Consider the following 18,967-nt stretch of genomic DNA (forward strand, 5'->3'; position numbering starts at 1 on the left):
GCGCCTTAATATCCGCTCCAATTCGAAACAATAGCCAGAACAAGGAAGTTCTCATGGCCACTCTGATACAACAGGCATCCACTCAAACCGATCCTGCAATAGACCCAAACAATCAAAACGTTACAGACACGGTTGTTATTACGGATATGCGCTTCGAAAGCAACGAGCGCAAGCCTGCAACTATTGACGCGCCTGAAAGCTCATCCAAGCCGAACCAGTTGAACTTTGCCGACGAAATATTCGGACCTTTGCAAATAGGCGATATATCAATAACACGAGTCGCTCTTGACCACTTGGGAGCGACTGTCAACGGCAAACCCTTGAATGGTCGTAATACTTTTAGCCGCGTACTCAAACGTTCTTTTATCGATGCCCTGCAATTCGACCTTAACAAAGTCGAACACACGATAAAGACCACCACTGGCAGCGACACTTACTTGTTGCCGACCTTGTTGTTTGAAATGGCCAGTCACCGTCCTCTGACCGCACCGCCGCTGTTCAGCGAGCGTGTCAGCGATGACAGTGGTCCGGGTAGCTACCACCGCAAACTGATGAAACTCGCGAATGCCGCGCAGGCGCTCGACCTGCAGCATGTGCACCTGCCCAAACACCATCCGCGCTGGAAAACCCTGAGTAAAAGCTACGCAGCACTCGGCTCCAGCGTCGGCATCCAGGGCTTCGGGATTTTCATGGGCCTGCGCGGAGTCGTCGATGCGATCAAGGCCGACAACACCACGGAAATCGCGATAAACAGCCTGGGTATTGCATCCGAACTGGGCTCGATCGCTGTCGACGTAACCGTCAGTAAAATTGCCACCCAGATGCTCACCGCCGGACAACACGCCTACCGTGACTTCGCCAGGACGCGTATGGCAATCAGACTCGGGCGTTCGGGAGGCCTGCTCGGCGGCGCGCTGACGTTGCCTTTCGATATCTACACCGCCGTGCGGTCCATGAACGCTGCCGAGAACGCCACGGGCAAGGATGCGATGGATCACTACGTCAGTGCCGGCCTGAGTATTACCAGCGCAGCGATGACGGTGATCCTCGGCGCCGCAGCGATGGCCGGGTTTTCCCTGGCCGGTCCGGTGGGACTGGCTGCCGGTGCCATTCTCGCCATCGGATCGCAGGTCTACGGGGCGGTGCGCATCGTCGATGACATTGACGATTACATCGAACTTACCCTGGAGGAACGGTGGCGCACTGGCTGGTTTGCGTTCTGCATGAAGGATATCGATCAGGACGTTCAAGACCGCTATGTCAAAGCCAAGACCTTGTTGCAGCACTCGGTCAAGTTGAAGGCAGCGGCAAGGACACTGCTCGACGGCCCTCTCAAGGACACCACCGAAGCCATCGTCAATGGCCAATTCGAAGTTCGTCTGCGACCGACCCGGGTCTGGAAGCGCAACTGGTGGACCAAGCAGGATGCCTGGGAGTCGGCAAATGTCCCTGAGATAGTCGGCCTCGACGACAGCATCGATGCGCGCGAAGGCGTCACCCTGCAAACCCCCGGCGCGGAACTGGGCACAGCCGCTGACAACAAGAGCGTTCTGTGGCTGCTGACCGAGGGTCGGGACTCAGTCAAGGGCGTCGAGAAAAAACCGAATGTCTTTCATTACAAATCGGGAAAGAAAGAGCTGACCGGGGGCGAGAAAGATGATCGGTTCGTATTCGACAACGCGGCGGCCCTCCTCAAGCAAGGCGCGAATGTTGGTGAACACTCGGTACTGCGCGGCGGTGCAGGCAATGACACTCTGGTGCTCAGCGGCGTCCACTCGGGTTACCGCACTGATAAGACCGGCTATGACGTCGATCTGCCGGGCGGCACCCTTAAGGTCATCTCGCCCGATCAGTCTGCGGATAATGGCAGGAAACACACGCTGCACAGTTTGCTGGACAGTATCGAGAATATTGAAACCGTTGACAGCGCCGCCAGCGTAGTGACCGGCACAGCGCAAAACAACATTATCAAGGCACGCGGTAGCGACGTGATCGAAGCCGGCGCCGGAGACGATCAGATCCACTTGTTGCACAAAGACGCCAAAGCATCCGGAGAAGCAGGCGTCGATCAATATTTTATCGCCCATGCGCCCGGTCGCTTCTCGATCATCGAGGATGGCAAACAGCCAAGTTACATCCTCCTGAAATGGAAAAAAGACCTGATTGATTCCTGCAAGATCGAGGAAAACGACCTGCTCGTCATTTCCGGATTTGAATTCAATGACAGGTTGAAAAACATATTAACCATACGTGACGTTTATGAAAAAAAAAACAACGAACGAATATTGATCAACAACAACCTTACTTTCATCACCAGCGACGGTTTCTACTTCAGACTTGATCTACCCGAGAAAATCGCGGAAGGCGAGACAGCGGATCTCGCGGAAATAATCATCAAATTGGGTCAACCGCAACGACCGGTCATTGTCTACGCAGAGGAATGCTGGATCAGACATCATCAGGACGCAAGTTACTACTTGCCGCGTGCCAGTAACATGACCACTTTTTACTCGGTACCACGCTACGAGACAGTCAGCCGAATTTATCTTGACTACAGTAGTGACGAATTGACCAGGGCTGAAGCACACTTCTTCAGTTTCAAACCCAAGTCAAACCGACTGACAGCGGGTTGCCATCTCATCTATCACTTGGGCGACAAGCGGATCAAGTTGAATTATTTCTCCTGCGCCCGTAATGAGGATGATCACGACAACCTGACAAAAATCCTGCGGACCATGGCAGTTCGGCCCTTTTACCGTTATGTACTGATCTTCAAGGACGGTATTGCCATCAATGCCGGTCTCACGGATGAAACCGAAGCCCTTCCTGCTTTCACTGATTACGCTGTGCAAAGGGACTGGATTGTCGAGATGCCTTTGCCGCTCGCCCTTCGCTCGCGACGCTTCAGCTATGCCTTGCCGGAGAACAAGTCGCACGAAATGGGCAATCGCAACTGCTGCGCCACGCTCACCGCCCTGACCGTGCAAACCGCCATGGAAAGCCTTATCGGAGAAAGCGCCACGTATCTGATTCATCTCGTGGCCGACATGACCATCAAACTATCCACACCGGGTGCACTCGCGAGCTCGCCTGTGCGTCTGGCGAACTCTTCCACCTGGGAGCTCGATGCGACAAAACTCGGATCCGTTGCGATCAAACTCTCGAATAATCAATTATCCATTGGCACCTGCACTGTTTATCTGCCGGTGTATGAAAGCGAAGACTTGATCGATCAGATCCGGGTAATCACGGCGAACGGTATTGTTCATACGGTCGATCTGGTGTTTGACCGGGTCTATCAAGACGGCCTGGATGCGCGATTCTTTGAAGCCCCCGACGTGGCCGGAGCAATGCCTTCAGCACTCGCTCCGCTGGCCACCGATGTGGTGAAAGTCAGCAACGTGAACTGGATCTTCGATGAGCGAGCCGCACTGAGTTACAGCTTCGCCGCATTCGGCTGGGTATTGAGCGCCGATAACTCACGCGTTGAAGCGTCCGAGCTGCGAGTGGCGAATCGTTGCAGTCACCAATCCGGGATCTTTGCCCCCCCGCCACGGCTTAACGTCCCGCTGGCGTAACGCCGAAACCTTTCATCGATAGCGCCCTTGGCAACATTGCGTTTGGCCAGGCGCCTGCGCGCGCCTGCGCATTCACTTCATGAGTATCAGAAAATGGCTAAACCACCGAAAAAAGTATCTGTCACGACAAAAACCGATCTGCCTGAGGCTCCAGGTTCCAGTTCGCCGACGCCGCGCAACACTGTCGGTCTGCACATGCCGGACGCCCTTCTGCTGGGCATTGAGCCGACGCCAGGCCGGGCCACAGAAGCCTCGGCAGGGGTTGATCAAATGCCTGCGGTGGTCATTCACCAATTGGCACCGACAGTGGATGCTCCCGCCACGACTCGCCAGGTGGCCGCTTGGCCGCAAGACCGCGCAGACGAGTTGGTACCCTTGCCAGACCAGCGAGGTCTGTTCACTGGCCCGGATCAGCGAACGTACGCACAGATTGCTGACGAAGGGCGGTTCGTGGTCGAACAGGATTCGCACGGTAATTACCATTTGCCGCTGACCTTCGCACCCGGCGTAGCGGGCCTCGCCCTGGTTCGCAACGAAGGCCAGCCGAGCTGGAACATCCAGCGCCCTGACCGGCAATCGATCCGGCCCGCGACATCTACCGCAGATACCCCCACCTACCTGTCTCCATCGGACGTCAGCACGCTGACCAAACCCGAGCTGGCCACTGATGGCATTCGCTACAACAAGCTCAAGCAGACCTTTGTCACTACGCTGGACGGTACGGTCATGGTGCGCAAAAACAAGGATGGCGAATATCAGCAGGCGTTTGCGACAAGCCGTGATGCACCGGAGATTTTCTTCGAGCAGATCGCAGGAACCGTGTTCTGGCGGCAAAAAGCCTCTGGTCCCCAGCAGGCAGAACCCTCGTCATCCAGCCGGCAGCCGATCGTTCAGGCCGAAGAGCCCATCGCCGGCCCGAGCAAACGACCACGGCTGGACGAGGCAATCGATGCGTCAACACAACCAACAGCCAGCGTACAGGACCAGCAGTCTGCGTATTCCTGGTTGCCCTGGGGCTATTTGAACAAGCCTGCGGGGATCGAATCGGTGCAGCTTGGCTGGCTGCATTATCCCATTGTGCCGGTTGGCTCAAACCCGGCGCCCAGAGTATTTTTCGTGGTTCATCCTGAGTTCAGGCCGACGCACTTTGAAGCGTTCGAGACCATGCTGACCCATGCCCCTGCCCTGCAACCTGTGGCAACGTTTCGGATCGGCAGCGATCCGGGCGAAATACACCCGGGAAAACGCTTTTTCGACGCGCCGATCACCCAGTCGGTGGCGCGTGCCTTCCCCGACTTTTCTGACGCCACCGCGCGCGCCGTGGCCAGACGGCTATTTGAACTGGCCGATCACTCACCGACGATCACCGGCACCGGGCTGGTCAACATTCAGGCTGCACTGCATCAATGGCAGCAACGGACAGTTCCCACGACGCCGACGCTGACCATGGCCGACCCGATGAACATGCTGGCGGTGGCACCGGACATTGACCTCGGTGGCAAGCGACTGATTCCGATGCCTTCCCGGGTCGACAGCGAGTTGCAACGCCTGAGCTTCGACCCCCAGCGTTTTCCACTGGCCTGGAATCACTACTCAACCTATCCCTCGGACCTCAACCTGAGGCGACTGATAGGTTCGTTGCTGGTTAACAGCGGCTACGAATTATTCCCGCTGACGTACGAACATCGCATGCCGACGCTGGTGTTCAGACGAGCCCACCACGATCAGATTTTCTTCCTCAAACTGGGAGCGGTCGACCAGGCAGGTCTGACGCATGTGCCCGGCAATGAGCTGACCGAACCGAGCGCGCCGGCCCGAATTGGCCAGGCCGCCTTCAAAGCGCTGACCGAGGCCGCCGCGCAAAACAGAGTGGTGTGGCTGATCGGCGGAGTGTTGAGGGTTGCCGGCAAGCCCGACTCGGTATTCATCATCCGCGAGCGCTGAGCATGGCGCTCGGTCGCCGGTTTCGAGGCATCTTGCGAGCATAAAAAAAGCCCGCAGTGTGAGCGGGCGAAAGACCAAAGAAGCTATATGCGCAGTCGCTTCCCGGTGGGGGCAGCTGCTTGGGGGTCAGCTGCCCCGATACGTGGAATAGCTGTAAGGCGAAATCAGTAGAGGCACGTGATAGTGGTCCTGCTCGGCAGAGATGCCGAAACGCAAGACCACCACGTCCAGAAATGCCGGCTCGGGCAGTTGTACACCGCGGGCGCGGTAGTAATCGCCGGCGTGGAACTGCACCTGATACACGCCGGTGCGATAATCGTCGCCTTGCAGCAACGGTGCATCGACCCGGCCATCGCTGTTGGTTGTCGCACTGGCGACCAATTCCAGGTGCGATCCTTCAACGCGGTACAGCTCGACCTTGATCGAGCTGCCCGGGCAACCGTGTGCAGCGTCCAAAACGTGTGTTGTCAAACGTCCCATTGATTCTGCGCGCCTGGCCGCTACAAGCAGTCAGACTTCGCGCCTCCCGAAGTCAGTTGAAAAGGAGACCGCACCGTTTCAGAGCACGAAACGCTGCGGCGAGCGACTGATTAAGACACTTTTCAAAAAAATTGTACACAATAAAAACGACATTTTTCGCTTCACCCCCGCCATCCGGGCCTTTATCGCCAATCTGCAGGCAAAGCGCCTGATCATTGCACCTTCTATTCATTAGCTGACTGGTCAGGCAGGTTTCTTGCAGGCTGCAACCGTTAACAGTAAAAGATGACGGCCGGTGAAAAATGCGAAAATTCAGGCTTACAAAATGTAAATAAAGTTGTATACAATCAGCCCATCGCTGTGACGCCAGCCTGCCAGGCCGCCACACCAATCTGTCAACGTACAAGAAGGAAGACTGCAGTGAGCGCTGACTACCCACGCGACCTGATCGGTTACGGCAGTAACCCTCCTCACCCACACTGGCCGGGCAATGCCCGGATCGCCCTGTCCTTCGTACTCAATTACGAAGAAGGTGGCGAGCGCAATATTCTGCACGGCGACAAGGAATCCGAAGCCTTCCTGTCCGAAATGGTCGCCGCTCAGCCGCTGCAAGGCGCGCGCAACATGAGCATGGAATCGCTTTACGAGTATGGCAGCCGTGCCGGCGTCTGGCGGATTCTGAAGCTGTTCAAGGAATTCGATATTCCGCTGACCATCTTCGCCGTGGCCATGGCCGCCCAGCGTCACCCGGATGTGATCCGGGCGATGGTCGAAGCCGGCCACGAGATCTGCAGCCATGGCTACCGCTGGATCGACTATCAGTACATGGATGAAGCACAGGAACGCGAGCACATGCTCGAAGCGATCCGCATCCTCACCGAACTGACCGGCGAACGTCCGCTGGGCTGGTACACCGGTCGCACCGGGCCGAACACCCGTCGACTGGTGATGGAAGAAGGCGGTTTCCTCTACGACTGCGACACCTACGACGACGACCTGCCCTACTGGGAACCGAACAACCCGACCGGCAAGCCGCATCTGGTGATCCCCTACACCCTCGACACCAACGACATGCGCTTCACGCAAGTGCAGGGTTTCAACAAGGGTGACGATTTCTTCGAATACCTCAAAGACGCGTTCGACGTGCTTTACGCCGAAGGTGCCGAAGCGCCGAAGATGCTGTCGATCGGTCTGCACTGCCGCCTGATCGGCCGCCCTGGTCGCCTCGCTTCGCTCAAGCGCTTTATCGAATACGCCAAAAGTCATGAACAGGTGTGGTTCAGCCGTCGCGTCGACATCGCGCGCCACTGGCAGCAAACCCACCCGTACCAAGGGACTGCAAAATGAGCCGTTTTCAAACCCTGCAACCGTCGACCCTGAGCCGCGACGCTTTCGTCAAAGCTTTCGCCGACATCTACGAACATTCGCCATGGGTGGCCGAAAAGGCCTACGACCTCGGTGCGGACGCTTCGATCGACGAGATCGAAACCCTGCACCAGCGCATGAGCGATATCCTGTTGAGCGCCGATCATGCCAGCCAGCTGGCCCTGATCAACGCTCACCCGGACCTGGCCGGCAAAGCTGCCGTCCAGGGCCAACTGACCGAAGCCAGCACCAATGAACAGGCTGGCGCCGGTATTCACCAATGCACGGCCGAAGAGTTCCAGCGCTTCACCGAGCTGAACGACGCCTACAAGGCCAAGTTCAAGTTTCCCTTCATCATGGCGGTAAAAGGCAGCAACCGGCATCAGATCCTCGCGGCGTTCGAAACGCGCATCAACAACTCGGTGGAAGCCGAATTCAAATGCGCGCTGGCGGAGATCAACAAGATTGCCCTGTTCCGTTTACTGACTCTTTAGCAAGCTTGGCCCGAGCGTGAATGAACGCGCAAACGCCCAGGGCCCTGCAAGCATCCCCAGCCAACTTATCAAAGGCAGACAAGAAGAATGAAAGCTTACGCCGTACCTTTCGAAAAATACGTCAACCTGGCCGACGCCCGTCTGGGCACCAAAATCATCTCGGTCACCGATGACTGGTTCGCAGACGCCAATCGTCTGTTCCAACCGACCCCGGCCGTATGGAAGGAGGGCGTGTTCGATGACAACGGCAAGTGGATGGACGGCTGGGAGTCGCGCCGCAAGCGCTTCGAAGGTTACGACAGCGCGGTGATCCGTCTGGGCGTACCGGGCTCGATCAAAGGCGTGGACATCGACACTTCATTCTTCACCGGCAACTATCCGCCCTCGGCCTCGCTGGAAGCGTGCTTCCTGGCCTCGGGCGAGCCGGATGAAAACACCCAGTGGACCGAAGTGCTGTCGGCCGTCGAGCTGCAGGGCAACAGCCACCACTACCACGAAATCAGCAACGACAAAGCGTTCAGCCACCTGCGCTTCAATATCTACCCGGACGGCGGTGTGGCTCGTCTGCGCGTGTACGGTATTCCATTCCGCGACTGGTCCGCGGTTGGCGACAACGAGCAGGTCGATCTGGCTGCAGCCCTCAACGGTGGCCGCGCCCTCGCCTGCTCCGACGAACACTTTGGCCGCATGAGCAACATCCTCAACCCAGGCCGTGGCATCAACATGGGCGACGGCTGGGAAACCGCGCGTCGTCGCACGCCGGGCAATGACTGGGTAATCGTCGCCCTGGGTCATCCGGGCGAGATCGAGAAGATCGTCGTCGACACCCTGCACTTCAAAGGCAACTACCCGGACACCTGCTCGATTCAGGGCGCGTTCGTGAAAGGCGGGACTGACAGCCAGATCGAAACCCAGTCGCTGTTCTGGCGCGAACTGCTGCCAAGCCAGAAGCTGGAAATGCACGCCGAGCACACTTTTGTCGAGCAGATCAAGGCACTCGGCCCGATCACCCACATCCGCCTGAACGTGTTCCCGGATGGTGGCGTGAGTCGCCTGCGTGTACTCGGTAAGGTCGCTAAATAAGGTTGAACCCATTCGCGAGCAGGCTCGCTCCCACAGGGGATAGCATTCCAAAGGTGGGAGCGAGCCTGCTCGCGAAAGCGTCAGAACCAACAAAACAGAATTCGGACAAGAAGAACAGCATGCGCACACTACAGATTGAACCGCTGACCAAAGAAGCCTTCGCCCCTTTCGGTGACGTGATCGAAACCGACGGCAGCGATCACTTCATGATCAACAACGGTTCGACCATGCGCTTCCACAAACTGGCGACGGTCGAAACCGCTACGCCTGAGGACAACGCAATCATCAGCATTTTCCGCGCCGACGCGCAGGACATGCCGCTGACCGTTTGCATGCTGGAACGCCATCCGCTGGGCAGCCAGGCTTTCATTCCGCTGCTCGGCAACCCCTTTCTGATCGTGGTCGCGCCAGTTGGCGATGCACCTGTATCAGGCTTGGTCCGCGCCTTCGTCACCAACGGCAGGCAGGGCATCAATTACCATCGCGGCGTCTGGCACCACCCGGTGCTGACGATCGAAAAGCGGGATGACTTCCTGGTGGTTGATCGCAGTGGCACAGGCAATAACTGCGATGAGCATTTTTTCAAAGAGGATGAGCGGTTGATCCTCGCCCCCCACCAATAAGAGAAGGTCTGATCACTCGACAACAAGAGTGACAGGCGAGAGGTAAAGACTGTGGAAGCACATCTGTTGGAATGGCTGAACCTGAGCGTGCGCTGGGTTCACATGATCACTGGCGTGGCCTGGATCGGCGCGTCGTTCTACTTCGTCTGGCTGGAGAACAACCTCAACCGCGTCAACCCGAAAACCGGTCTGGCCGGTGATTTGTGGGCGATCCACGGCGGCGGCATCTACCACCTGGAAAAATACAAACTGGCCCCACCGTCCATGCCGGACAACCTGCACTGGTTCAAATGGGAAGCCTACTTCACCTGGATGTCGGGGATCGCGCTGCTGTGCGTGGTGTTCTACTCCAATCCGGTGCTCTACCTCGTGGCACCCGGCAGCGGCCTCAGCGGTCCCGAAGGCGTGGCCATCGGTATCGGCTCGCTGATCGTCGGCTGGTTCGTCTACGACTTCCTCTGCGATTCGGCCCTGGGCAAGAAACCCGCCCTGCTCGGCTTCATCCTGTTCGTGCTGATCATTGCCGCCGCCTATGGCTTCAGCAAAGTGTTCAGCGGGCGTGGTGCGTACCTGCACGTCGGCGCGATTATCGGCACCATCATGGTCGGCAACGTGTTCCGCATCATCATGCCGGCGCAACGGGCACTGGTCGCGGCGATCGCCGAAAACCGCACGCCTGATCCGGCCCTGCCGGCCAAGGGTCTGCTGCGGTCGCGTCACAACAACTACTTCACCCTGCCGGTGCTGTTCATCATGATCAGCAACCACTTTCCGAGCACTTACGGCAGCCAGTACAACTGGTTGATCCTGGCCGGGATCGCGGTATTGGCGGTGTTGGTGCGTCACTACTTCAACACCCGTCACGACAGCCACAAGTTTGCCTGGACCCTGCCGGTGGCAGCGGTGGGCATGATCTGCCTGGCCTATGTCACTGGCCCGGCGCCGATGTCGAACGCACCTGAAGTGGCGAAAGCACCGGCGAAAATCGAGTACCAACCGCTGCCGGAAACGGCACTGGGCGGTGGCGCGAAACCGGCCGAAGCGGCGCAACCTGCGGCACCCGCAGCCCCTGCGGCGGCACCCGCGCAAGCCTCGAATGCCGGTCCCGGTTTCGACAAAGTGCACAACGTGATTCAAGAGCGTTGCACAGTGTGCCATTCGTCCAAGCCGACCAGTCCGTTGTTCAGCGCAGCCCCGGCCGGTGTGATGTTCGACACCCCCGAGCAGATCCGCCAGAACGCCGCGCGCATTCAGGCGCAAGCCATCACCACGCAGATCATGCCACTGGGCAACATCACCCAGATGACCCAGCAGGAACGTGACCTGATCGGTGCCTGGATTGCCCAGGGAGCGCAGACCAACTAATCGTTAAAAGCATCGCGAGCAGGCTCACGCCTACAGAGATCCTGTGGGAGCGAGCCTGCTCGCGAATAGCCGCCGCAACGCGGTCCCCCTGATGCAAAGAAACAGCTGCAAGCAACCCGGCAGCTGTTAATCACAAGAATAAAAAAGATCCGAGGTGTTGCATGTCCGAGCTGTCCAAAGCGCGCATCCCCGACGCACCCGCCATTCAGCGTTTGCCCCTTTTGCAACTGATCCTGGTCGGTCTGCAACATGTTCTGCTGATGTACGGCGGTGCCATCGCGGTGCCGCTGATCATCGGACAGGCCGCTGGCCTGAGTCGTGAAGAAATCGCCTTCCTGATCAACGCCGACCTGCTCGTCGCCGGCATCGCCACTATCGTGCAATCGCTCGGCATCGGCCCGATGGGCATTCGCATGCCGGTGATGATGGGCGCCAGTTTCGCCGCAGTCGGCAGCATGGTGGCCATGGCCGGCATGCCCGGCATCGGCCTGCAAGGCATCTTCGGTGCGACGATCGCCGCCGGGTTCTTCGGCATGCTGATCGCGCCGTTCATGTCCAAGGTCGTGCGCTTCTTCCCGCCGCTGGTGACCGGCACGGTCATCACCTCGATCGGTTTATCGTTGTTTCCCGTGGCCGTGAACTGGGCTGGTGGCGGGGTCGACGCCGCGCAATTCGGTTCACCGATCTATCTGGCCATCGCCGCGCTGGTGCTGGCGACCATCCTCCTGGTGCACCGCTTCATGCGCGGATTCTGGGTCAACATTTCGGTGTTGATCGGCATGTGCCTGGGCTACGTGCTGTGCGGCGTGATCGGCATGGTCGACCTCAGCGGCATGGCCAACGCACCATGGATTCAATTCGTTACGCCGCTGCATTTCGGCATGCCGAAATTCGAATTGGCGCCGATCCTGTCGATGTGTCTGGTGGTGGTGATCATCTTCGTCGAGTCCACCGGGATGTTCCTCGCGCTGGGCAAGATCACCGGCCAGGAAGTCTGCCCGCGCATGCTCCGTCGCGGCTTGCTGTGCGATGCCGGCGCGTCGTTCTTCGCCGGCTTCTTCAACACCTTCACTCACTCCTCGTTCGCGCAGAACATCGGTCTGGTGCAGATGACCGGCGTGCGCTGCCGTTCGGTGACCATCGTTGCCGGCGGTCTGCTGATCGTCCTCAGCCTGTTGCCGAAAGCGGCATTTCTGGTGGCGTCGATTCCACCGGCGGTGCTGGGCGGCGCGGCGATTGCGATGTTCGGCATGGTCGCCGCGACTGGCATCAAGATCCTCCAAGAGGCGGATATCGGTGACCGCCGCAATCAGTTGCTGGTCGCGGTGAGCATCGGCATGGGCCTGATCCCGGTGGTGCGTCCGGAGTTCTTCGCCCACCTGCCGCTGTGGATGAGCCCGATCACCCACAGCGGCATCGCCATGGCCACCCTCAGCGCGCTGACCCTGAACCTGCTGTTCAACATCCTCGGCGGCAAGGAGCGTGCGGCGATCAACGATTGCCATGCTCACTGATTGAAACCACCACACCACCTGTGGGAGCGAGCCTGCTCGCGAAAGCGCTGTGTCATTCAACATTGATGGCGACTGACACAACCGCTTTCGCGAGCAGGCTCGCTCCCACAGGGACTACGCAACTGCTTGTGCCTCAGACAATAAAAACAACAGGGAGCAACAGATGATCCGCACGCAAAGCAACGTTCTGTTGAGTGGCGGCCTGCTGGCCGCGAGTCAGGCCATGGCCGGCGATCTGCTGCTGTGGCAGAGCAACAGCCTCAGCTATCTGTACGGCAAGAACTTCGCGATCAACCCGTCATATCAGCAGACGGTGACCTTCGAGCACGCCGACAAGTGGAAGTACGGCGACAACTTTCTGTTCGTCGACAAGATCTTCTACAACGGCAAGGAAGACCCGAACAAAGGCCCGCACACCTTCTACGGCGAATTCACCCCGCGCCTGTCCTTCGGCAAGATTCTTGATCGCAAGATCGAGTTCGGCCCGATCAAGGACGTCCTGCTGGCGATGACCTACGAGTACGGCGAAGGCGAAAGCGAGGCCTACCTGATCGGCCCCGGCTTCGATCTGAAAGTGCCCGGTTTCAATTACGTCACCCTGAACATTTTCCGCCGCCAGACCGAAGGCCCGCGCCCCGGCGATGGTGTTTGGCAGATCACGCCTGCGTGGTCCTACAGCTTTGCGCTGGGCAATTCCGATGTATTGATCGACGGCTACCTCGACTGGGTCGTCGACAACGACGAAAACTCGCGCGGCACCTACCACGCCAACCTGCACATCAATCCGCAGATCAAGTACGACCTCGGCAAAGCCTTGGGCTGGAGCCAGAAGCAGGTGTACGTCGGCACCGAGTACAGCTACTGGAAGAACAAATACGGCATCGAAAACAGCCACTCGTTCGACACCAACCAGAACACCGCCAGCCTGCTGCTGAAGGTGCACTTCTGAGATGGCCCGCAACCGTGCGCCATGCCTGCCGTCGGTGCTCTGTTGCGGGGCACTTGAGCCTTGGCCGAGGAGTCAGTATTCTCCGCGGCCTTCCGAATTCGCTCTAAAAAAAAGCCCGAATTCAATTTCTGACCGAAAAGCCAACTTATCCCGGCTGCGGTCAGTCCTGAGGCATTCCGAAAACACGCTCGTCGACTGTTTTTCAGCAGCCGAACGGGCGTTTTTTGGTTTTTCGAAAGCCTTGGCGCAGCTTTTGCTACCAGCATTGAAAGCTGACCGATCGGATGAAATTTGCGGTACGAAAAAAGGCGCCACATCAGAGCGCCGATCTTAAAAAAATAACGTGGAACACCTACTTTGGGAGCAACCGAATGAAACGTATGTGCACCAGCCTGATGCTGGCCGGATCGATGTTCGCCGGCGGCCAGGCGATGGCCGAAGGCCTGCTGCAGTGGCAGAACAACAGCCTGACCTACCTGTATGGCAAGGACTTCCAGGTCAACCCGCGCATTCAGCAGACCGTGACCTTCGAGCACGCCGATGCCTGGAAGTATGGGGACAACTTCCTGTTTATCGACAAGATCTTCTACAACGGCAAGGATGATGGCGGCGTCGGCTCCAACACCTACTATGGCGAGCTCAGCCCGCGCCTGTCGTTCGGCAAGATCTTCGATCAGAAACTGGCCTTCGGCCCGGTGACCGACGTGTTGCTGGCCATGACCTACGAGTTCGGTGAAGGCGATACCGAGTCGTACCTGATCGGTCCGGGCTTCGACCTGGCCATTCCGGGCTTCGACTACTTCCAGCTGAACTTCTACCAGCGTCACACCCAGGGCGCGCGCGCCGGTGACAATGTCTGGCAGATCACCCCGGTGTGGTCCTACACCATCCCGGTGGGCAAATCGAACATCCTCATCGATGGCTTCATGGACTGGGTGGTCGACAACGACTCCAACTCCAAAGGCGACTACCACGCCAACCTGCACTTCAACCCGCAGGTCAAATACGACCTGGGCAAGGCGCTGAATTTCGGCGAGAAGCAGTTGTATGTCGGTGTGGAGTACGACTACTGGTCGGACAAGTACGGCATCAAGGACAGCCAGTACTTCAAGACCGATCAGAGCACCACGAGCTTCCTGGTCAAGTTCCACTTCTGACCCTAAAAGCTTCGCGAGCAGGCTCGCTCCCACATTTAGACCGAGTTCAAATGTGGGAGCGAGCCTGCTCGCGAAGGCCTCACCGCAGATTTCAGGCAGGAGCCACCGCTTCAGATAGCCGCAAAAACCGGCACAGCTCCTCGCGCTTGGCCAGCGCATCCCGCCGCCCCAACTCGATCAACTCGCTGCAATACCCCGCCTCGAACAGCAGATAACTGAGCACCCCCGCCCCACTCGTCTTCGTCGCACCCGGCCCACGCAGAAACAGGCGCAACGCCGCCGGTAACTCCTGACGATGGCGCGCGGCGATTTCGTCGATCGGCTGGCTTGGCGCAATCACCAGCACTTCAACCGGCGCCACACCCAGCGCGCGGGTCGGCGTGCCGGCCGGGAGCAAATGGCTGAACTGATTCAGACGCTGCAGCAACTCGATATCGCTCTCCAGACTGTCGATGAACGTGCTGTTGAGCATGTGCCCGCCGATCTGCGCCAGCGTCGGTTGCTGGCCGCTGTAGGCGCGCTCCAGCGGCTGCTGCGGATCGACGCCGCGCGGGTTGCCGCTGACGCCTACCACCAGCACGCGACTGGCACCCAGATGCAGCGCCGGGCTGATCGGTGCCGACTGACGCACCGCGCCGTCACCGAAATATTCCTCAGCGATTTTCACCGGCGCGAACAACAGCGGAATCGCCGAACTGGCCAGCAGGTGATCGATCGACAATTGCGTCGGCACGCCAATGCGGCGGTGCCGCAGCCAGGGGTCGATGGTGCCGCCGCCCTGATAGAACGTCACCGCTTGCCCCGACTCGTAGCCGAATGCGGTCACCGCCACCGCATGCAATTGCTTGCGCGCGATGGATTCGGCGATGCCAGGCAGGTGCAGTTTTTCCTCGAGCAGCTCGCGCAGCGGCGAACTGTTGAGCAGTGCCACCGGCATCTGCCGACCGAGGCCGAGCAGGCTGTGGCTGACGAAACGGCTGGCCTGATGGATCACGCCCGGCCAGTCGCTACGCAGCACGCGGTGACTGCGAAAGCCCTGCCAGAACTGGGTCAGGCGTTCGATGGCAGCACGAAAGTCGGTGGCGCCACTGGCCAGGCTGACCGCATTGATCGCCCCGGCCGAGGTGCCGACGATCACCGGAAACGGATTGTCCGCGCCCACCGGCAGCAACTCGGCAATCGCCGCCAGCACCCCGACCTGATAAGCCGCCCGAGCCCCGCCGCCGGAAAGAATTAAACCTGTAACCGGTTCAGCAGGACTCATCGCCACACTCCAGAGTGCTTGTCAGATCGGGTAATCAACGACGCTTGGGATAAAGCTTCGGCTCACCGGGCGGGCGACTCTTGAAGCGCCGATGCGCCCACAGATATTGCTCGGGACAGGCACGCAAAGCGCTCTCGACCCACTGATTGATGCGGATGCAATCGGCCTCTTCGCTCTCGCCGGGGAAGTCTTCCAGCGGCGGATGGATCACCAGGCGATAACCACTGCCGTCGGCCAGACGTTCCTGAGTGAACGGCACCACCAACGCTTTGCCCAGCCGTGCAAACTTGGTCGTCGCAGTGACGGTGGCGGCCTGAATGCCGAACAGCGGCACGAAAATGCTCTGCTTGGCGCCGTAATCCTGATCCGGCGCATACCAGATCGCCCGTCCCGAGCGCAGCAGTTTGAGCATGCCGCGCACGTCATCGCGCTCCACCGCCAGCGAATCCAGATTGTGCCGCTCGCGGCCACGGCGCTGGACGAAGTCGAACAAGGGATTTTTGTGTTCGCGGTACATGCCGTCGATGGTGTGCTGCTGGCCGAGCAGCGCCGCGCCGATTTCCAGGGTAGTGAAATGCGCGGCCATGAGGATCACGCCTTTGCCTTCACGCTGGGCCTTCTGCAGATGTTCAAGGCCTTCGACGTGGGCCAGTTTCGCCAGACGCTCGCGCGACCACCACCAGCTCATCGCCATTTCAAAAAAGGCAATGCCGGTGGAGGCGAAGTTTTCTTTGAGCAGGCGTTTGCGCTCGGCGGCGGATTTTTCCGGGAAGCACATTTCCAGATTGCGCCGGGCGATGGTTCGCCGGTCGCTGGCGACGCGATACATCAACGCGCCCAAAACTCGACCGATGGTCAGCAGCGCCGGATACGGCAACTGCACGATCAGCCACAAAAGCCCCAGGCCGCACCAGAGCGGCCAGAAGCGCGGAGCAAGATATGCTTTTCGAAAACGCGGGCGATCCATTAAAGCTTCCGTAAATACAGTGGCCGCGCATTCTACATCGTTCGACCCGGCTTGCGGCTCGCGGGCGTTCTCGTTATAAGTCTCGGCACTTTTAGTGACAAGCCGTTGTATGCCGACATGAGCCAAACCGACCCGTTAGACCAAGATCCCGTATTCCAGCTCAAGGGCAGCATGCTGGCCATCACTGTGCTGGAACTGGCCCGTAACGACCTCGAAAGCCTCGATCGGCAATTGGCCGCCAAAGTCGCCCAGGCGCCGAATTTTTTCAGCAATGCACCGCTGGTTCTGGCGCTGGACAAACTGCCGCCGAACCAGGGCGCGGTTGACCTGCCGGGGCTGATGCGCGTCTGCCGCCAACACGGCCTGCGTACCCTGGCCATTCGCGCCAGCCGCATCGAAGACATCGCCGCTGCCATCGCCATCGACATCCCCGTGCTACCGCCCTCCGGTGCCCGCGAGCGTCCGCTCGAAACACCGGAAGCCGAAGTCAAAAAGAAGCCGGAAAAACCCCCTGAGCCGACCGTCAAACCGACCCGCGTTATCACCACGCCAGTACGTGGTGGCCAACAGATATATGCCCAGGGTGGCGATCTGGTCGTGGTCTCATCGGTCAGTCCGGGGGCGGAACTTCTCGCCGATGGCAACATCCATGTATACGGCCCGATGCGCGGCCGTGCACTGGCCGGCGTCAAAGGTGACACCAAGGCACGGATTTTCTGTCAGCAATTGAGCGCTGAACTGATCTCCATCGCCGGTCATTACAAGGTCTCCGAGGATTTGCGTCGTGATCCGATGTGGGGCTCGGGCGTCCAGGTCAGCCTGTCAGGCGACGTGTTGAACATCATTCGGCTTTAACGGATACTGCCGCATTTTCCAAGCATCTCTAAAACGTAGCGAAAACGGCTCAAACGAAGTAGGAAAAAGGCCCAAAGCCAAATTCCAGCCAAGGCTGTCCGACTGCAGTAGTTTTCAAGAGATGTTTTTCAGGGGCTGAACAGTCCTTCTTCCTTAGGGGTGAAACACCTTGGCCAAGATTCTCGTGGTTACATCCGGCAAGGGTGGTGTGGGTAAGACCACCACCAGCGCCGCTATCGGTACCGGTCTCGCTCTGCGCGGCCACAAAACAGTAATCGTCGACTTCGACGTGGGCTTGCGTAACCTCGACCTGATCATGGGTTGCGAGCGCCGCGTGGTGTATGACTTCGTCAACGTGGTAAACGGCGAAGCCAACCTGCAACAGGCACTGATCAAAGACAAGCGCCTGGAAAACCTCTACGTACTGGCGGCCAGCCAGACCCGCGACAAAGACGCGCTGACCGTCGAAGGCGTGGAAAAAGTCCTGATGGAGCTCAAGGAACAATTCGAGTTCGTCGTCTGCGATTCCCCGGCGGGCATCGAGAAAGGTGCGCACCTGGCCATGTACTTCGCTGACGAAGCGATCGTCGTGACCAACCCGGAAGTGTCCTCGGTACGTGACTCGGACCGCATGCTCGGCCTGCTGGCAAGCAAATCGCGCCGCGCCGAACGTGGCGAAGACCCGATCAAGGAACACCTGCTGATCACCCGCTACCACCCGGAGCGTGTTGAGAAGGGCGAGATGCTCGGCGTTGAAGACGTCAAGGAAATCCTCTCGGTGACCCTGCTCGGCGTGATCCCGGAATCCCAGGCGGTGCTCAAGGCTTCCAACCAGGGCGTGCCAGTGATTCTCGACGACCAGAGCGATGCCGGTCAGGCTTACAGCGATACCGTCGACCGCCTGCTGGGCAAAGAAAAAGCCCACCGATTCCTCGATGTCGAGAAGAAGGGATTCTTCGAGCGCCTGTTTGGAGGTAGGTAATGAACCTTTTTGACTTCTTTCGTGCCAACAAAAAGCCAAGTACCGCCTCGGTAGCGAAAGAGCGTCTACAGATCATCGTGGCGCATGAGCGCGGCCAGCGCAGCACGCCGGATTACCTGCCAGCCTTGCAGAAGGAACTGGTCGACGTGATCCGCAAGTACGTCAATATCGGCAACGACGACGTACATGTTGCACTGGAAAGCCAGGGCAGTTGCTCGATTCTGGAACTCAACATCACCCTGCCCGATCGCTGAGTCGATTTGGCAGTCGCTACGGCGGCTCGGACTGTTGATGCTCGTGTAGGAGCTGCCGAAGGCTGCGATCTTTTGATCTTCAAAGTCAAAAGA

The 18,967-nt window shown here is 58.8% G+C and carries 16 protein-coding genes; 13 read left to right on the forward strand and 3 right to left on the reverse strand.

The features are described from left to right. Nucleotides 1-53 precede the first annotated feature (53 nt). Both AC4IHP_RS19970 and AC4IHP_RS19975 read left to right on the forward strand, forming a co-directional pair. Entirely contained in the window at nucleotides 54-3,578 is a 3,525-nt protein-coding gene (locus tag AC4IHP_RS19970) for a calcium-binding protein (protein WP_490832548.1), read from the forward strand. Nucleotides 3,579-3,671: 93 nt separating this feature from the next. Beyond that, nucleotides 3,672-5,522 (forward strand): hypothetical protein, encoded by a 1,851-nt coding sequence (locus AC4IHP_RS19975; protein WP_490832549.1) that lies wholly within the window; start codon nucleotides 3,672-3,674, stop codon nucleotides 5,520-5,522. 126 nt (nucleotides 5,523-5,648) lie between these two features. On the opposite strand, the gene uraH is transcribed toward AC4IHP_RS19975, so the two are convergent. Next, the gene (uraH, locus tag AC4IHP_RS19980; protein ID WP_007944445.1) at nucleotides 5,649-6,002 is read right to left on the reverse strand and encodes a hydroxyisourate hydrolase; all 354 of its coding nucleotides are present in this window, start codon (nucleotides 6,000-6,002) and stop codon (nucleotides 5,649-5,651) included. A gap of 420 nt (nucleotides 6,003-6,422) precedes the next feature. Here uraH and puuE point away from each other — a divergent pair, with 420 nt between their 5' ends. The 8 genes from puuE to AC4IHP_RS20020 all read left to right on the forward strand — a co-directional run bounded on the left by puuE (nucleotide 6,423) and on the right by AC4IHP_RS20020 (nucleotide 14,552). After that, on the forward strand, nucleotides 6,423-7,349 hold the full coding sequence (gene puuE / locus AC4IHP_RS19985; RefSeq protein WP_042608504.1) for an allantoinase PuuE: 927 nt from the start codon (nucleotides 6,423-6,425) through the stop codon (nucleotides 7,347-7,349). Continuing rightward, complete coding sequence (gene uraD, locus AC4IHP_RS19990) at nucleotides 7,346-7,861, forward strand: 2-oxo-4-hydroxy-4-carboxy-5-ureidoimidazoline decarboxylase (RefSeq protein WP_016773760.1); 516 nt, start codon at nucleotides 7,346-7,348, stop codon at nucleotides 7,859-7,861. Before puuE ends, uraD begins: the two co-directional genes overlap by 4 nt. 87 nt (nucleotides 7,862-7,948) lie before the next feature. Then, the gene (gene alc / locus AC4IHP_RS19995; RefSeq protein WP_071171520.1) at nucleotides 7,949-8,944 is read left to right on the forward strand and encodes an allantoicase; all 996 of its coding nucleotides are present in this window, start codon (nucleotides 7,949-7,951) and stop codon (nucleotides 8,942-8,944) included. Between the two features lie 119 nt (nucleotides 8,945-9,063). Then, nucleotides 9,064-9,567, forward strand: a complete 504-nt coding sequence (locus tag AC4IHP_RS20000) for an ureidoglycolate lyase (RefSeq protein WP_460117662.1) — start codon at nucleotides 9,064-9,066, stop codon at nucleotides 9,565-9,567. A gap of 51 nt (nucleotides 9,568-9,618) precedes the next feature. Next, a complete protein-coding gene (locus AC4IHP_RS20005; RefSeq protein ID WP_076566791.1) occupies nucleotides 9,619-10,932 on the forward strand; it encodes a urate hydroxylase PuuD in 1,314 nt (437 codons plus the stop codon). Nucleotides 10,933-11,093: 161 nt separating this feature from the next. Beyond that, complete coding sequence (locus AC4IHP_RS20010; RefSeq protein WP_490832550.1) at nucleotides 11,094-12,446, forward strand: nucleobase:cation symporter-2 family protein; 1,353 nt, start codon at nucleotides 11,094-11,096, stop codon at nucleotides 12,444-12,446. Nucleotides 12,447-12,609: 163 nt separating this feature from the next. Continuing rightward, nucleotides 12,610-13,395 (forward strand): outer membrane protein OmpK, encoded by a 786-nt coding sequence (locus AC4IHP_RS20015; protein ID WP_490832551.1) that lies wholly within the window; start codon nucleotides 12,610-12,612, stop codon nucleotides 13,393-13,395. Between the two features lie 371 nt (nucleotides 13,396-13,766). Continuing rightward, nucleotides 13,767-14,552, forward strand: coding sequence for an outer membrane protein OmpK (locus tag AC4IHP_RS20020; protein ID WP_056784020.1), 786 nt, complete (start codon nucleotides 13,767-13,769; stop codon nucleotides 14,550-14,552). Between the two features lie 91 nt (nucleotides 14,553-14,643). Here AC4IHP_RS20020 and AC4IHP_RS20025 read toward each other — a convergent pair whose 3' ends face one another. Together AC4IHP_RS20025 and AC4IHP_RS20030 are read right to left on the reverse strand one after the other, a co-directional pair. Beyond that, the gene (locus AC4IHP_RS20025) at nucleotides 14,644-15,816 is read right to left on the reverse strand and encodes a patatin-like phospholipase family protein (protein ID WP_460117659.1); all 1,173 of its coding nucleotides are present in this window, start codon (nucleotides 15,814-15,816) and stop codon (nucleotides 14,644-14,646) included. A gap of 34 nt (nucleotides 15,817-15,850) precedes the next feature. Beyond that, nucleotides 15,851-16,783: a lipid A biosynthesis lauroyl acyltransferase gene (locus AC4IHP_RS20030; protein ID WP_490832552.1), complete on the reverse strand. Its 933-nt coding sequence runs from the start codon at nucleotides 16,781-16,783 to the stop codon at nucleotides 15,851-15,853. Between the two features lie 117 nt (nucleotides 16,784-16,900). Here AC4IHP_RS20030 and minC point away from each other — a divergent pair, with 117 nt between their 5' ends. The 3 genes from minC to minE all read left to right on the forward strand — a co-directional run bounded on the left by minC (nucleotide 16,901) and on the right by minE (nucleotide 18,874). Then, nucleotides 16,901-17,638 (forward strand): septum site-determining protein MinC, encoded by a 738-nt coding sequence (minC, locus tag AC4IHP_RS20035; protein ID WP_041479318.1) that lies wholly within the window; start codon nucleotides 16,901-16,903, stop codon nucleotides 17,636-17,638. Nucleotides 17,639-17,807: 169 nt separating this feature from the next. Further along, entirely contained in the window at nucleotides 17,808-18,620 is an 813-nt protein-coding gene (gene minD / locus AC4IHP_RS20040; RefSeq protein WP_007913953.1) for a septum site-determining protein MinD, read from the forward strand. Further along, nucleotides 18,620-18,874 (forward strand): cell division topological specificity factor MinE, encoded by a 255-nt coding sequence (gene minE, locus AC4IHP_RS20045; protein ID WP_003223146.1) that lies wholly within the window; start codon nucleotides 18,620-18,622, stop codon nucleotides 18,872-18,874. Before minD ends, minE begins: the two co-directional genes overlap by 1 nt. Nucleotides 18,875-18,967 lie beyond the last annotated feature (93 nt).

It is taken from the genome of Pseudomonas sp. UF-293 (assembly GCF_058245595.1).

Excerpts from the sequence above, each read along its gene's own strand:
- minE (WP_003223146.1), top strand. The coding sequence starts at position 18,620 with ATGAACCTTTTTGACTTCTTTCGTGCCAACAAAAAGCCAAGTACCGCC.
- AC4IHP_RS20010 (WP_490832550.1), top strand. The coding sequence starts at position 11,094 with ATGTCCGAGCTGTCCAAAGCGCGCATCCCCGACGCACCCGCCATTCAG.
- alc (WP_071171520.1), top strand. The coding sequence starts at position 7,949 with ATGAAAGCTTACGCCGTACCTTTCGAAAAATACGTCAACCTGGCCGAC.
- uraD (WP_016773760.1), top strand. The coding sequence starts at position 7,346 with ATGAGCCGTTTTCAAACCCTGCAACCGTCGACCCTGAGCCGCGACGCT.
- AC4IHP_RS19970 (WP_490832548.1), top strand. The coding sequence starts at position 54 with ATGGCCACTCTGATACAACAGGCATCCACTCAAACCGATCCTGCAATA.
- AC4IHP_RS20015 (WP_490832551.1), top strand. The coding sequence starts at position 12,610 with ATGATCCGCACGCAAAGCAACGTTCTGTTGAGTGGCGGCCTGCTGGCC.
- AC4IHP_RS20025 (WP_460117659.1), bottom strand. The coding sequence starts at position 15,816 with ATGAGTCCTGCTGAACCGGTTACAGGTTTAATTCTTTCCGGCGGCGGG.
- AC4IHP_RS20030 (WP_490832552.1), bottom strand. The coding sequence starts at position 16,783 with ATGGATCGCCCGCGTTTTCGAAAAGCATATCTTGCTCCGCGCTTCTGG.
- AC4IHP_RS20000 (WP_460117662.1), top strand. The coding sequence starts at position 9,064 with ATGCGCACACTACAGATTGAACCGCTGACCAAAGAAGCCTTCGCCCCT.
- AC4IHP_RS20020 (WP_056784020.1), top strand. The coding sequence starts at position 13,767 with ATGAAACGTATGTGCACCAGCCTGATGCTGGCCGGATCGATGTTCGCC.
- minC (WP_041479318.1), top strand. The coding sequence starts at position 16,901 with ATGAGCCAAACCGACCCGTTAGACCAAGATCCCGTATTCCAGCTCAAG.
- AC4IHP_RS19975 (WP_490832549.1), top strand. The coding sequence starts at position 3,672 with ATGGCTAAACCACCGAAAAAAGTATCTGTCACGACAAAAACCGATCTG.
- uraH (WP_007944445.1), bottom strand. The coding sequence starts at position 6,002 with ATGGGACGTTTGACAACACACGTTTTGGACGCTGCACACGGTTGCCCG.